Raw genomic sequence first — 13,209 nt, 5'->3', positions numbered from 1 at the left:
GGGTTAACCCCGATCAATCGGCCGAGTTCCGGCGCAGCAGGAAAACCGCGTGCTCGGCGAGAAAATTGGCGGCGCCGCCGCCGGTGCGCTTGTCGCCCGAGAGGAACCAGGCGTTCTCGGTCGCGACGCCGCGCTCGGCGAGGTGCGCGCGGAAGTCGTCGACGGTGAGATGGTGGATGTTGGGCGTGTCGTACCAGCGCTCGGGCAGCAGCCGGGTCACCGGCATCCGCCCGCCCCACAGCAGCGACAGCCGCACCCGCCAGTGCGCGAAATTGGGGAAGCTGACGAAGGCGTGGCGCCCGATCCGCAGCAGCTCGTCGAGCACGCGGTCGGGCGCGCGCGCGGTCTGGAGCGTCTGGCTGAGGATGGCATAGTCGAAGCTCTGGTCGGGGTAGCCCGCCAGATCGGTGTCGGCGTCGCCCTGGATCACCGACAGCCCGCGCGACACCGCCGCGGCGACGTTGCGCGGGTCGAGCTCGAGCCCGCGCGCGTCGACGCCCCGGGAGTCGCGCAGCGCCTTCATCAGCTCGCCGTCGCCGCAGCCGACGTCGAGCACGCGCGCGCCCGGCGGCACGTGCGCGGCGATGATCGCCAGATCGGGGCGCAGGCTCACGCGCCGGTCCCGAGGAAGCCGGCGACCACGCGGTCGAGCTCGGGCGAGTCGAGCAGGAAGGCGTCGTGGCCGTAGGGGCTGGAGAGCTCGACGAAGCTGGCGGGCGCCCGCGCCGCCACCAGCGCCTGGACGATCGCGCGCGACTCGGCGGTGGGATACAGCCAGTCGGTGTCGAAGCTGACCAGGCAGAAGCGCGCGCGCGCGGCGCGGAAGGCGTGGGCGAGCAGCCCGCCATGCTCCTCGGCGAGGTCGAAATAGTCCATCGCGCGGGTGATGTAGAGGTAGCTGTTGGCGTCGAACCGGTCGGTGAAGGCGAGTCCCTGGTGGCGAAGGTAGCTCTCCACCTGGAAATCGGCGTCGAAGCCGAACGATTTCTGCTCGCGCGCCTGGAGCCGCCGGCCGAACTTCTCGGTCAGCCCGGCCTCGGACAGATAGGTGATGTGCGCCGCCATCCGCGCCACCGCGAGCCCCGCGGCGGGGGGGCTGCCATCATAATAGTCGCCGCCCGCCCAGTTCGGGTCGGCCATGATCGCCTGGCGCCCGACCTCGTGGAAGGCGATGTTCTGCGCGGTGTGGCGCGCGGTCGAGGCGATGACAAGACAGGCGTCGAGCCGCTCGGGGAAGGTCGCCGCCCAGCTCAGCGCCTGCATGCCCCCCATCGAGCCGCCGACGACCGCGGCGAGCCGCGCCACGCCGAGATGGTCGAGCAGCAGCGCCTGCGCGCGCACCATGTCGCGGATCGTGATGACGGGGAAGGCCATGGCATAGGGCCGCCCGGTCGCGGCGTCGGCGCTCGCCGGGCCGGACGTGCCCATGCAGCTGCCCAGCACGTTGGCGCAGATCACGAAGAAGCGGTCGGTGTCGATCGGGCGGCCCGGGCCGACCATGCGCTGCCACCAGCCCGGCTTGCCCGTGCGCGGGTGCGCCGAGGCGACGTGGTGGTCGCCGGTGAGCGCGTGGCAGATCAGCAGCGCGTTGTCGCCGTCGGGCGCGAGCGCGCCATAGGTCTCATAGGCGATCTCGACCGGCGCGAGCAGCGCGCCGCCGTCGAGCCGCAGCGGCCCCGGCAGCACGACGTGGCGCGACAGGCCGAGTCGCTGGTCGAGCGAGGAGGGCGTGGTGAGCATCGCGCCGCCGCTTTACGCGCGCGCCCCCGCCCAAGTCGAGCCGGACCCGCGCGCGCCCGCGCGGCGTTCTCGGGGATCAGGCGCCGCGCCCGGCGCGTGGGAGACACAGGCATGGCGGACGACGCCGAGGCGCGCGAGCGCGACATCGACCTCGACCCCGACGAGCGCGCCGCGGTCGAGCAGCGCCAGGCCGCCAGCCCGCGCGTGATCCACGAGGTGATCCGCCGCGCCGGCGACGAGGAGCTGGAGCGGCCGGGCTGGTCGCTGGTCTGGTCGGGGTTCGCGGGCGGCGTGGCGATCAGCGCCTCGGTGCTGGGCAAGTCGCTGATCGCGCGCGACCTGCCCGAGGCGGCCTGGGCGCCGCTGGTGACGAGCGTCGGCTACACGCTCGGCTTCCTGGTGGTGATCCTCGGCCGGCTCCAGCTCTTCACCGAGAGCACGCTGTCGGCGGTGATCCCGGTCGCGACCCATCCCAGCCTCGGCAACCTCGCGCGGCTGCTACGGCTGTGGGGGCTGGTGCTCGGCACCAACCTGCTCGGCACCTTGCTGATCGCGGGCCTGGTCCACTACCGCCTGATCGGCTCGCCCGAGGGCGGCGCGGCGATGCTGGAGACCGCGCGCGAGCTGCTGGCGCACGATTGGTGGGCGACGCTGCGGCTGGGCATCCCCGCCGGCTTCCTGATCGCGGCGGTGCCCTGGGCGCTGCCCTCGTCGCGCGGGCAGGAATTCTGGGTGGTGTTCGTGCTGACCTATTTCATCGCGCTCGGCGGCTTCGCGCACGTCGTCGCCGGCTCGGGCGAGGCGTGGCTGCTCGCCTTCGCCGGCGAGGTCTCGTTCGGGGGGGCGCTGGGCGGGCTGATCCTGCCCGCGCTGATCGGCAACGTGATCGGCGGCACCGGGCTGTTCGCGCTGCTGGCGCACGCGCAGGTGCGGCAGGAGCTGTGAGGGCGCCGCCCCCTTCCCCAGGCGCGCCACACCCGCTACCCGATCCGGCATGACCGACGCGCCCAGCCCCAAGCCCTGGATCATGGACATCGCCCCCTACGTTCCCGGGCGTTCCACCACCGACGACGGGCGCACCGTCGCCAAGCTCAGCTCGAACGAGAACCCGCTCGGCACCTCGCCCGCGGCGCGCGCCGCCTTCGCCTCGGCCGCCGACTCGCTCGAGCGCTACCCCGACGCCGGCGGCACCATCGTGCGCGAGGCGATCGCGGCGCGCTTCGGGCTCGACCCGGCGCGGATCATCTACGGCAACGGCTCGGACGAGATCCTCCACCTCGCCGCGGGCGCCTTCGCCGGACCGGGCGACGAGGTGATCTTCGTCCGCTACGGCTTCGCGGTGTACGAGATCGCGACGCGACGCGTCGGCGCGACGCCGGTGATCGCGCCCGACCGCGACTATGCCACCGACGTCGACTCGATCCTCGCCTCGGTCACCGAGCGCACGCGGATCGTCTATGTCGCCAACCCGAACAACCCGACCGGCACGTTCGCGCCGCGCGCCGAGATCGCGCGGCTCCATGCCGCGCTGCCGGCGACCGTGCTGCTGGTGCTCGACCAGGCCTATGCCGAATATCTCGCCGACGGCGACGACGACGGCGGGCTGGAGCTCGCCGCCACCGCGCGCAACGTGCTGGTGACGCGCACCTTCTCCAAGATCCACGGGCTCGCGGCGGAGCGTATCGGCTGGGGCTACGCGCACCCCGACATCGTCCAGGCGCTGCACCGCATCCGGCTGCCGTTCAACATCACGATCGGCGGCCAGCGTGCCGCGGTCGCCGCGATCGAGGACCGCGCGTTCGTCGCGCACACGCGCGCGCACAACGCCACCTGGCGCGCCTGGTTCGCCGACGAGATCGCCAGCTTGGGCAATGCCGGGCTGCGCGCGATCCCGAGCGAGGCCAATTTCGTGCTGGTGGTGTTCGAGGGTAAGCTGATCGCGGAGACTGCCTACAAGGGGCTGATGGACGCGGGCTATATCGTCCGCTGGCTGCCCGGCCAGGGGCTGGCGCAGGGCCTGCGAATCACCGTCGGGACCGAGGCCGAGACGCGCGGGGTCGCCGCGGCGCTGCGCGCGCTGGTCGAGCGCGGCGCGGCGCCGACGCACGCCGAGCCGGCGGACGCCGGGATCGAGCGCGGCTGATGCTGCCGTTCAGCCGCGTCGCCGTCATCGGGCTGGGGCTGATCGGCTCGTCGGTGGCGCGCGCGGTGCGCCAGTATCTGCCGACGGTGCGGCTGACCGGGCATGACTCGAGCGCCGCGGTGCGCGAGACCGCGCGGCGGATCGAGCTGGTCGACGACGTCGCCGACAGCGCCGCCGCGGCGGTGACCGACGCCGACCTCGTCATCCTGTGCGTGCCGGTCGGTGCCATGGCCGCGGTCGCCGCCGAGATCGCCGAGGAGCTGCCCGCCGACGCGATCGTCAGCGACGTCGGCAGCTGCAAGACCGCGGTGGCCCAAGCGCTCGCCGCCGCGCTGCCACCCGAGCGCGTGGTGCCCGCGCACCCGGTGGCGGGGACCGAGCAGAGCGGGCCCGAGGCGGGCTTCGCCTCGCTGTTCCGCGGGCGCTGGTGCATCGTCACGCCGCTGGCGGAGAGCGACGCGCTCGCGGTCGCGCGGGTCGAGGAATTCTGGCACCGGCTCGGCGCCGACGTCGAGCGGATGGCGCCCGACCATCACGACCGCGTGCTGGCGGTGACGAGCCACCTGCCGCACCTCATCGCCTATACGATCGTCGGTACCGCGGACGACCTCGGCCAGGTGACCGAATCGGAGGTGATCAAATTCTCCGCGGGCGGCTTCCGCGACTTCACCCGCATCGCCGCGTCGGACCCGGTGATGTGGCGCGACGTGTTCCTCGCCAACAAGGAGGCGGTGCTGGAGATGCTGCAGCGCTTCAGCGAGGACCTCAGCCAGCTCCAGCGCGCGATCCGCTGGGGCGACGGCGATGCGCTGCACGACCGCTTCGCGCGCACCCGCGCGATCCGCCGCTCGATCGTCGACCAGGGGCAGGACGACGCCGCCGCCGACTTCGGCCGCCGGCACGACTGAAAGCGCCCGAGGAGCCGCGCCAGCGCGCCGTGTGCGTCGACACTAAGTGACTGTCGCCGCGCCCGAACCGCATTTACTAAGCGTTTAACCATGGGCAGAGGCGGCGCATGCCCGCCTCCCCCTCGCGCGCGCTCGTCGCGCCCCTCGCCGCACTCGCGGCCCTCCTCCCCGCGCCCGCGCTCGCCTGGGGCAAGACCGGGCACCGCGTCGTCGCGCAGATCGCGGACGCGCGGCTCACCCCCCGCGCGCACCGCGCGGTGAAGGCGATCCTCGGGGTCGAGACGCTCGCCGAGGCGTCCAACTGGCCCGACACGATGCGCTCCGACCCCGCGCCCTTCTGGCAGCGCGAGTCGACGCCGTGGCATTATGTCACCGTGCCGCCGGGGAAGCGCTACGCCGAGGTCGGCGCGCCCCCGGAGGGCGACGCGGTCACCGCGCTCACCCGCTTCGGCGCCACGCTGCGCGACCCGCGCGCCTCGCTCGCCGACCGCCAGAGGGCGCTGCGGTTTGTGGTCCACATCGTCGGCGACCTCCACCAGCCGCTCCACGCCGGCGACGGCAGCGACCGCGGCGGCAACGACCGCAAGGTCACCTTCTTCGGCCGCGCCACCAACCTCCACTCGGTGTGGGACTCGGCGCTGGTCGACGACGAGCAGCTGTCCTTCACCGAGATGACCGCCTGGCTGAGCGCGCGGGTCACGCCCGTGCAGGCGCGCGACTGGGCGGTGACCGACCCGCGGGTCTGGATCGCGGAGAGCAGCGCGCTGCGCGACCGGGTCTATCCCGCCGCGGGCGAGGACGCTCTGTCCTACCGCTACGTCTACGAGAACACGCCGCGGATGGAGCTGCAGCTGGAGAAGGGCGGGGTGCGGCTCGCCGCCTATCTCAACGAGCTGTTCGCGGCACGGCGGCGCTGAGTCACAGCAGCGCCAGCGCGCTCAGCTCGGCGGCGAGCGCGGGCGGCAGCGCGGCGATCCCCTCGCCCGCCGCGCCCCCGAGATCGACCGGCGCGTCGCCCGCCTCGAGGTAGCGCCAGCCCTGGTGCGCGCGGCGCGGCAGGGCCAGCACCAGCCGCAGCTCGGGATCGATGTGGATCGCGACTCGCCCGCCCTCCGCCTCGCCGAAGCGCAGGATCGGCGAGCGCGCCACCAGCTGGTGCTTGATGATCCAGTAGAGCGAGCCCTGCCCCGCCACCTCCTCGTGGCGCTTGGGCAAATAGCGCGTGGTGAGGAACACGGGGCCGGCGGCGGCGCGCGCGCGGAGGCGCTCGGCGAGCAGGTCGACGCTCGCCGCGCCGAACGCGACCTTGGTGAGATGGAGCGGCATTCGGTCGCCGATGTGGGTCAGCCCCCCAGGCCCCACAAGGTGGCGAGGCCGAGGAAGGAGAGGAAGCCGCCGGTGTCGGTGAGCGTGGTGACGAACACCGCCGACGACACCGCGGGGTCGACGCGGAAGCGGTCGAGCGTCACCGGCACCAGCACGCCGCCCAGGCCCGCCAGCAGGTTGTTGATCACCATCGCCAGCGCCATCACCAGCGAGAGCTGCTCGTCACCGTAGACGACGTAGCTGCCCAGCCCGACCAGACAGCCCAGCGTCAGCCCGTTGACCGCGGCGATGCGCAGCTCGCGCACGATCATGCGCGCGGTGTTGCTGTCGGTCAGCTGGTTGGTCGCGATCGCGCGCACCACCACCGCCAGCGTCTGCGTCCCCGCGTTGCCGCCCATCCCCGAGACGATCGGCATCAGCACCGCCAGCACCGCGTAGCGCGCGATCGCGCCCTGGAAGAGCCCGACGACCGACGCCGCCAGCATCGCGGTGGCGAGGTTGACCACCAGCCAGGTCAGCCGCGTCTTCACGGTGAGCCGGATCGGCTCGTTGATGTCGCCCTCGCCCGCGCCCGACAGCAGCAGCGTGTCCTCGCCGGCCTCCTGCTGGATGATATGGACGACGTCGTCGACCGTGATCATGCCGACCAGCCGGCCCGCGCCGTCGACCACCGCGGCCGAGATCAGCGCGTATTTCTGGAAGCGGAGCGCGACCTCCTCCTGGTCCATGTCGACCGGGATCAGCGTCTGCTCGCGCTGCATCACGTCGGCGATCGCGACCGCGCGGGGCGCGCGCAGCACCCAGCTCAGCATGCAGGTGCCGACCGGGCGGTGCGCCGGGTCGACGACGTAGATCTCCCAGAAATCGGTGGTGAGCCCGTCGTCGCGGCGCAGATAGTCGAGCGCGTCGCCCACGGTCCAATGCTCCGGCACCGCGATCAGGTCGCGCTGCATCAGGCGGCCGGCGGACTCCTCGGGGTAGGACAGCGCCTCCTCGATCGCGGCGCGATCGTCCGGCTCCATCGCGCGGAGGACCTCGCGCTGGTCCTCCGGCTCCATGTCCTCGATGATCGCGACCGCGTCGTCGGTGTCGAGCTCGCTCGCGATGTCCGCCACCTGGCGCGCGTCGAGCGCGTCGATCAGGCTCTCGCGGACATAGTCGTTCATCTCCGCGAACACGTCGGCGTCGACCAGGTCGGCGATCGCGGCGGCGAGCTCGCGGCGGCAATTCTCGGGCGTCAGCTCGAACAGGTCGGCGATGTCGGCGGGGTGGAGCGGTTCGACCAGGGCGTGCGCCGCCGCCACGTCGCCGTCCTGCACCGCGTCGATCACCGCGCGGACGAACTCGGGCTTGAGCCGGTCGTCCTCGTCCATCCGGTCGTCGGCGGCCTCGATCGGGTCGGCCAGCTCGCTGTCGCTCATGCGCCGCCGCCTCCTGTTCGTGCCGGACCGCACCGCCCTACCGCGCGTTCGCACCATTTGCCAGCCGCGCGCCCAGCCACTAACGCGCCCGCATCGTACCGAAAGGATCTTCCATGGCCGATACTTACTCCACGCTGACGATGACGCTCGAGGGCGGCGACGTGACCATCCGGCTGCGCCCCGACCTCGCCCCCGAGCATGTCGCGCGCATCGCCGAGCTGGCCAACGACGGCTTCTACGACGGCGTCGTCTTCCACCGCGTGATCCCGGGCTTCATGGCGCAGGGCGGCGACCCGACCGGCACCGGCATGCACGGCTCGGACAAGCCCAATCTCCGCCAAGAGTTCAGCAAGGAGCCGCACGTGCGCGGCACCTGCTCGATGGCGCGGACGATGGACCCGAACTCGGCCAACTCGCAGTTCTTCATCTGCTTCGACGACGCGCGCTTCCTCGACGGCCAATATACCGTGTGGGGCGAGGTGACCGAGGGCATGGAGCTGATCGACGCGCTGCCCAAGGGCGAGCCGCCGGCGGACCCGGGCAAGATCGTGTCGATGAAGGCGGCGTAAGGCCGGCTTGGGGGCGAACGGGGCTCGGTGGGCGGTGGCACGTTATCGCGCTGTCCGTCGTCACGCGCGGTGCCGTTCCTTGCGCCCCCTTCCCGTCATCGCCGCGCGAGCGCGGATCCAGGAGCACTGAGCTCACGGGTGACATCGCGACGGTGGCGCGTCTGGACTTCTGCCTTCGCCGGAGTGACGAAGGGGAGGGCGGCGGGCGGCGGCGCGCGACCGGGCGCCAGAGGATGCGCCCTCTCCCTCACTCCTGCCGCAGCGTGCGGATCAGCCAGTCGCGGAACAGCCGCACCGGCTTGGTCTGCAGCGCGCGCGGGCGGCAGGCGAACCAGTAACTGTAGGGGCTGGTGACATCGATGTCGAAGAGCCGTGCCAGGCGCGGGTCGTTGGCGTCCTGGAAGTGGTTCTCGTGCATGAAGGCGATGCCGAGCCCCTGCGCCGCCGCCTCGAGGATCAGCGCGCCCGAGTCGAAATAGTCGATCGCGACCGAGTCGACCGCGGGCACGCCCGCCGCCTGCGCCCAGGCCGCGTAGGTGTCGGGCATGTCGCGGTGGAGCAGGATGGTATGCCCCTCCAGCTGCTCGGGCGAGCGCAGCGGCCGCGCGCCCTCCAGCAGCGAGCGCGCGCCGATCGGATAGACCATGTTGCGGTCGAGCCGCTCCGAGTAGAGAAGCGGATCGACGTCGCGCGCGACCACGATCACCGCGTCGAGCCCCTCGCCCAGCCGACCGAGCGCGTTGCCGCCGGTGTCGATGTCGAGGTGGAGCTCGGGGTGCGCGCCGCGCAGCTCGCCCAGCCGCGGGAACAGCCGCTGCGACGCGTAGAGCGGCAGCACGCCGAGCCGCAGCCGCAACACCTCGCTGCCGCTCGTCATCGCCTCGATCGCGTCGGACAGGCCGTCGAGCACGGGCGCGATCGCGGCGAGCAGCCGCTCGCCGTCGGCGTTGGGCACCATCGCCTGGTGGCGCCGATCGAACAGCGGTCGCGTGAGGAAGCGCTCCAGCGTCTGGATGCGGCGGCTGAGCGCGGGCGGGGACAGCGCCAGCTCCTGCGCCGCGGCCTTGATCGAGCCGAGGCGGGCGACGGCGACGAACGCTTCGATCGCGGTCAGGGGTGGCAGGCGGCGCATCGTCGATCCAAGTTCGGTGCTGCGCCGCATGATGCAACCCACACGGCCCGGCGCAAGCGTGCGGACAACTCGAAATGCAATTTCTGCAACTATAGCGCTATCATTCGCACTTGCACAACGGTTCGTACCCCCGCATCTTTGGCGTGCCTTTCAGGCATCCTCTCCTAAAAACTTTCATGGGCCGCTCCTCGTTGAGCGGCCTTTTTTTTCGTGCGCGTCAGGACGATGGCGGGGGCGCGTGGCCCTCGCAATCGGGAACCCCGGCCCTATCTCCTGCGCTCGACCGCGCGAGCGAGGAAGGGCAGCAGGATGGCGGACGCCGAAGCGAGAGTGATCAAGTTGCAGGTGGCGAACGCGCGCCCCGAGGACAGCGGGCGCGGCATCGCGCACCTGCCGCGCGCGGTGCTCTCCGCCCTCGGTCTCACCGACGGCGACGTGGTCGAGATCGTCGGCAAGAAGACGACGCCGGCACGCGCGGTCGGCCCCTATGCCGAGGACGAGGGGCTCGAGATCATCCGCATCGACGGCCTCCAGCGCGCCAATGCCGGGGTCGGTTCGGGCGACTTCGTCGAGCTGCGGCGGGTCGAGAGCAAGGCGGCGACTCGAGTCGTGTTCGCGCCGGCGCAGCAGAACCTGCGGCTCCAGGGCTCGACCACCGCGCTCAAGCGCACCTTCTTCGGGCGCCCGCTCTGCGCCGGGGACGTGGTCGCCACCGCTGGTCACCAGCGCGTCGCGAACATGCCGCCGGGGATGGAGCGCTACATCAACGCCCCCGCTTACGCGCTGCAGGAGATCCGCCTCTCGGTCGTGTCGGCCAGCCCCAAGGGCGTGGTCCACATCGACGAGAACACCGAGATCGAGCTCCGCCCCGAATATGAGGAGCCCGAGGCGGCGCGGCGCGCCGACGTCACCTACGACGATATCGGCGGAATGGCGGCGACGATCGACCAGCTGCGCGAGATGGTCGAGCTGCCGCTGCGCTATCCCGAGCTGTTCCAGCGGCTCGGGGTCGACCCGCCCAAGGGCGTGCTGCTCCACGGCCCGCCCGGCACCGGCAAGACGCGGCTGGCGCGCGCGGTCGCCAACGAGTCGGACGCGCAGTTCTTCCTGATCAACGGCCCCGAGATCATGGGCTCGGCCTATGGCGAGTCGGAGCAGCGGCTGCGCAGCGTGTTCGAGGAGGCGACCAAGGCGGCGCCCTCGATCGTCTTCATCGACGAGATCGACTCGATCGCGCCCAAGCGCGGGCAGGTCTCGGGCGAGGCGGAGAAGCGCGTGGTCGCGCAGCTGCTGACGCTGATGGACGGGCTGGAGGCGCGCGCCAACGTCGTGATCATCGCCGCGACCAATCGCCCCGAGGCGATCGACGAGGCGCTGCGCCGCCCCGGCCGCTTCGACCGCGAGATCATCGTCGGCGTCCCCGACGAGCGCGGGCGACGCGAGATCCTCGGCATCCATACCCGCGGCATGCCGCTGGGCGACAAGGTCGACCTCGACGAGCTGGCGCGCACCACCTTCGGCTTCGTCGGCGCCGACCTCGCCGCGCTGACGCGCGAGGCCGCGATCGAGGCGGTGCGGCGGATCATGCCGCGGCTCAACCTGGAGGACCGCAGCATCCCGCCCGAGGTGCTCGACACGCTGGCCGTGACGCGCGAGGACTTCATGGGCGCGATCAAGCGGGTCCAGCCCTCGGCGATGCGCGAGGTGATGGTGCAGGCGCCCACCACCCAGTGGAGCGACGTGGGCGGTCTCGACGACGCGCAGATGCGGCTCAAGGAAGGCGTCGAGCTGCCGCTCAAAGACCCCGACGCGTTCCGCCGGCTGGGCATCCGCCCGGCCAAGGGCTTCCTGCTCTACGGCCCGCCCGGCACCGGCAAGACGTTGCTCGCCAAGGCGGTGGCGCGCGAGGCGGAGGCCAATTTCATCGCCACCAAGTCGAGCGACCTGCTGAGCAAATGGTACGGCGAGAGCGAGCAGCAGATCACCCGCCTGTTTCAGCGCGCGCGCCAGGTGGCGCCCTGCGTCATCTTCATCGACGAGCTCGACAGCCTGGTCCCCGCGCGCGGCGGCGGGCTGGGCGAGCCGCAGGTGACCGAGCGCGTGGTCAACACCATCCTCGCCGAGATGGACGGGCTCGAGGAGCTGCAGTCGGTGGTGGTGATCGGCGCGACCAACCGGCCCAACCTGATCGACCCCGCGCTGCTGCGGCCGGGGCGGTTCGACGAGCTGATCTACGTCGGCGTGCCCGATCAGGCCGGGCGGCGGCGGATCCTCTCGATCCAGACGCAGAAGATGCCGCTCGCCGAGGACGTCGACCTCGACACGGTCGCGCGCCGCACCGAGCGCTTCACCGGCGCCGACCTGGAGGACGTGGTGCGCCGCGCCGGCCTGATCGCGCTGCGCGAGTCGCTCCAGTCGCGCCAGGTGACCGCGGCGCACTTCGACCGCGCGCTGGAGGAGAGCCGCGCCAGCGTCACCCCCGAGGTGGAGCGCGACTATGAGCAGATGGCGGCGCGGCTGAAGCAGGACGCCAACGCGATCCAGCCGATCGGCTTCATCGCGCCGGGCCAGCTCACCCCGCGCGGGCCGAAGGGGACAGACTAACGGATAAATCCTCCCCGGAACGGGGAGGGGGACCGCCCGGCGCAGCCGGGTGGTGGAGGGGGTTCCCCACGCAGCGCGACGGCCGCGGACAGCCCTCTCCACCACGCCCTACGGGCGCGGTCCCCCTCCCCGCCGAGCGGGGAGGACCTCACTCGCTCGCTGCCGCCCAGCGATACTCCCGCGTTACGGTCGCTACCGTCACCGCGTAATCGTCATACCAGCGCTCCCGCCCCCGCTCACGCGTCGCGGCATGTTCGGGATGGTCGCGCCAGGCGATCGCGCTCGCCTCGTCCGCCCAGTAGCTCACCGTGATCCCCAGCCCGTCCGCGTCGCGCACGCTGTCGACCCCGCGATAGCCCGGCTGCGCCGCGGCGAGCGCGTCCATCCGCTCCGCCGCCGCGGCATAGCCCGCCGAGTCGCGGCCGTTGCGGCGCGAGACGAAGGTCACCGCCACCTGCCCGACCCGCTCGCCGCCGTCCCGCATGCCACCGCCCCCGCGCCGCCAACGCCCGGGCGAATAGGCGCTTGGGGCGGGCGTGCAACCCCGCTATGGCAACCGCCGCGCTTGCAAGGCGTTCGTCATCGTGGTGACACAAGGCTGTCACCGTCAGGGTTCGGGAGCGACAACTTTCCACATGCCTAGTTCGACCAACGCCATGCGGCGCAGCCGCAGCAGAGCCGCCGGCGTGCCCGGTCCCTGGCAGATGTTCTTCGCCGGCTTCCTCAAGCACCCGGTCATGGTGGGGTCGATCATCCCCTCGTCGGATCGGTTGATCGCCAGGATGCTCGGCCCGGTGGACTGGGCGAACTGTAAGCTCTTCGTCGAGTACGGCCCCGGCGTTGGCACCTTCTGCCGGCCCATCCTCGAGAAGATGGCCCCCGACGCGACGCTGATCGCGATCGACACCAACCCGGATTTCATCCGCTACCTCAACAACACGATCACCGACTCGCGCTTCGTCGCGGTCCACGGTTCGGCCGCCGACGTCGAGGCGATCGTCGCCGAGCACGGCCATGACTCGGCCGACTACGTCCTCTCCGGCCTGCCCTTCTCGACCCTGCCCGACGGCGTCGGCCCCGCGATCGCGGCGGCGACGCAGCGCGTGATCCGCACCGGCGGCGCCTTCCTCGTCTATCAGTTCAGCCCCAAGGTCCGCGACTTCATCGCGCCGCATTTCGAGCGGATCGACCATGACATGGAATGGTGGAACGTCCCGCCCGCTCAGCTCTACTGGGGCTGGAAGGACTGATCGGGGGCAGCATCCCGCTACCCTCCCTCGCATCGGCGTCATCCTGAACTCGTTTCAGGATCTACCCTTTCGCGAGCACCACCGGTCCTTGAGTGTGCGGCACGGTGGATCCCGAG

General features: G+C 71.8%; 13 protein-coding genes. 7 read left to right on the top strand and 6 right to left on the bottom strand.

All coding sequences use genetic code 11. The features are described 5' to 3' along the window. Positions 1-13: 13 nt before the first annotated feature. Positions 14-613 (bottom strand): methionine biosynthesis protein MetW, encoded by a 600-nt coding sequence (gene metW / locus KZ813_RS14040; protein WP_219755613.1) that lies wholly within the window; start codon positions 611-613, stop codon positions 14-16. Then, a complete protein-coding gene (gene metX / locus KZ813_RS14035) occupies positions 610-1,740 on the bottom strand; it encodes a homoserine O-acetyltransferase MetX (RefSeq protein ID WP_219755612.1) in 1,131 nt (376 codons plus the stop codon). The genes metW and metX overlap by 4 nt, the downstream gene beginning before the upstream one ends. A gap of 111 nt (positions 1,741-1,851) precedes the next feature. Between metX and KZ813_RS14030 the strand changes: the two genes are divergently transcribed. The 4 genes from KZ813_RS14030 (at position 1,852) to KZ813_RS14015 (ending at position 5,708) form a co-directional block, all read left to right on the top strand. Then, entirely contained in the window at positions 1,852-2,685 is an 834-nt protein-coding gene (locus tag KZ813_RS14030; RefSeq protein ID WP_219755611.1) for a formate/nitrite transporter family protein, read from the top strand. Between the two features lie 49 nt (positions 2,686-2,734). Further along, positions 2,735-3,883 carry a histidinol-phosphate transaminase gene (gene hisC, locus KZ813_RS14025; RefSeq protein WP_219755610.1) on the top strand — a complete coding sequence of 383 codons (1,149 nt, stop codon included), beginning with the start codon at positions 2,735-2,737 and terminating at the stop codon, positions 3,881-3,883. After that, entirely contained in the window at positions 3,883-4,791 is a 909-nt protein-coding gene (locus KZ813_RS14020) for a prephenate/arogenate dehydrogenase family protein (protein ID WP_219755609.1), read from the top strand. The genes hisC and KZ813_RS14020 overlap by 1 nt, the downstream gene beginning before the upstream one ends. Before the next feature lie 107 nt (positions 4,792-4,898). Further along, positions 4,899-5,708 (top strand): S1/P1 nuclease, encoded by an 810-nt coding sequence (locus KZ813_RS14015; RefSeq protein ID WP_219755608.1) that lies wholly within the window; start codon positions 4,899-4,901, stop codon positions 5,706-5,708. Between the two features lies 1 nt (position 5,709). Here the strand turns inward: KZ813_RS14015 and KZ813_RS14010 are convergent, their stop codons facing one another. Together KZ813_RS14010 and mgtE are read right to left on the bottom strand one after the other, a co-directional pair. Further along, complete coding sequence (locus KZ813_RS14010; protein WP_219749779.1) at positions 5,710-6,117, bottom strand: DUF1489 family protein; 408 nt, start codon at positions 6,115-6,117, stop codon at positions 5,710-5,712. 17 nt (positions 6,118-6,134) lie between these two features. After that, positions 6,135-7,538 (bottom strand): magnesium transporter, encoded by a 1,404-nt coding sequence (mgtE, locus tag KZ813_RS14005; RefSeq protein WP_219755607.1) that lies wholly within the window; start codon positions 7,536-7,538, stop codon positions 6,135-6,137. 113 nt (positions 7,539-7,651) lie between these two features. Between mgtE and KZ813_RS14000 the strand changes: the two genes are divergently transcribed. Then, positions 7,652-8,107, top strand: a complete 456-nt coding sequence (locus KZ813_RS14000) for a peptidylprolyl isomerase (RefSeq protein WP_219755606.1) — start codon at positions 7,652-7,654, stop codon at positions 8,105-8,107. Positions 8,108-8,354: 247 nt separating this feature from the next. Here KZ813_RS14000 and KZ813_RS13995 read toward each other — a convergent pair whose 3' ends face one another. Continuing rightward, positions 8,355-9,239: a LysR substrate-binding domain-containing protein gene (locus tag KZ813_RS13995; protein WP_219755756.1), complete on the bottom strand. Its 885-nt coding sequence runs from the start codon at positions 9,237-9,239 to the stop codon at positions 8,355-8,357. A 309-nt stretch (positions 9,240-9,548) separates the two neighbouring features. Here KZ813_RS13995 and KZ813_RS13990 point away from each other — a divergent pair, with 309 nt between their 5' ends. Further along, complete coding sequence (locus KZ813_RS13990; RefSeq protein ID WP_219755605.1) at positions 9,549-11,843, top strand: CDC48 family AAA ATPase; 2,295 nt, start codon at positions 9,549-9,551, stop codon at positions 11,841-11,843. Positions 11,844-11,991: 148 nt separating this feature from the next. Here the strand turns inward: KZ813_RS13990 and KZ813_RS13985 are convergent, their stop codons facing one another. Beyond that, positions 11,992-12,327 carry an antibiotic biosynthesis monooxygenase family protein gene (locus tag KZ813_RS13985; RefSeq protein ID WP_219755604.1) on the bottom strand — a complete coding sequence of 112 codons (336 nt, stop codon included), beginning with the start codon at positions 12,325-12,327 and terminating at the stop codon, positions 11,992-11,994. A 151-nt stretch (positions 12,328-12,478) separates the two neighbouring features. Here KZ813_RS13985 and KZ813_RS13980 point away from each other — a divergent pair, with 151 nt between their 5' ends. Continuing rightward, the gene (locus tag KZ813_RS13980; protein WP_219755603.1) at positions 12,479-13,093 is read left to right on the top strand and encodes a class I SAM-dependent methyltransferase; all 615 of its coding nucleotides are present in this window, start codon (positions 12,479-12,481) and stop codon (positions 13,091-13,093) included. Positions 13,094-13,209 lie beyond the last annotated feature (116 nt).

Source organism: Sphingomonas folli, assembly GCF_019429525.1.
GTDB lineage: Bacteria > Pseudomonadota > Alphaproteobacteria > Sphingomonadales > Sphingomonadaceae > Sphingomonas > Sphingomonas folii.
This window is presented reverse-complemented; position numbering and strand designations above follow the sequence as displayed.

What these genes read in the sequence shown, in the direction of transcription:
- metX (WP_219755612.1), bottom strand. Translation starts at nt 1,740, where the DNA reads ATGCTCACCACGCCCTCCTCGCTCGACCAGCGACTCGGCCTGTCGCGC.
- KZ813_RS14030 (WP_219755611.1), top strand. Translation starts at nt 1,852, where the DNA reads ATGGCGGACGACGCCGAGGCGCGCGAGCGCGACATCGACCTCGACCCC.
- hisC (WP_219755610.1), top strand. Translation starts at nt 2,735, where the DNA reads ATGACCGACGCGCCCAGCCCCAAGCCCTGGATCATGGACATCGCCCCC.
- KZ813_RS14020 (WP_219755609.1), top strand. Translation starts at nt 3,883, where the DNA reads ATGCTGCCGTTCAGCCGCGTCGCCGTCATCGGGCTGGGGCTGATCGGC.
- KZ813_RS14015 (WP_219755608.1), top strand. Translation starts at nt 4,899, where the DNA reads ATGCCCGCCTCCCCCTCGCGCGCGCTCGTCGCGCCCCTCGCCGCACTC.
- KZ813_RS14010 (WP_219749779.1), bottom strand. Translation starts at nt 6,117, where the DNA reads ATGCCGCTCCATCTCACCAAGGTCGCGTTCGGCGCGGCGAGCGTCGAC.
- mgtE (WP_219755607.1), bottom strand. Translation starts at nt 7,538, where the DNA reads ATGAGCGACAGCGAGCTGGCCGACCCGATCGAGGCCGCCGACGACCGG.
- KZ813_RS14000 (WP_219755606.1), top strand. Translation starts at nt 7,652, where the DNA reads ATGGCCGATACTTACTCCACGCTGACGATGACGCTCGAGGGCGGCGAC.
- KZ813_RS13995 (WP_219755756.1), bottom strand. Translation starts at nt 9,239, where the DNA reads ATGCGCCGCCTGCCACCCCTGACCGCGATCGAAGCGTTCGTCGCCGTC.
- KZ813_RS13990 (WP_219755605.1), top strand. Translation starts at nt 9,549, where the DNA reads ATGGCGGACGCCGAAGCGAGAGTGATCAAGTTGCAGGTGGCGAACGCG.
- KZ813_RS13985 (WP_219755604.1), bottom strand. Translation starts at nt 12,327, where the DNA reads ATGCGGGACGGCGGCGAGCGGGTCGGGCAGGTGGCGGTGACCTTCGTC.
- KZ813_RS13980 (WP_219755603.1), top strand. Translation starts at nt 12,479, where the DNA reads ATGCCTAGTTCGACCAACGCCATGCGGCGCAGCCGCAGCAGAGCCGCC.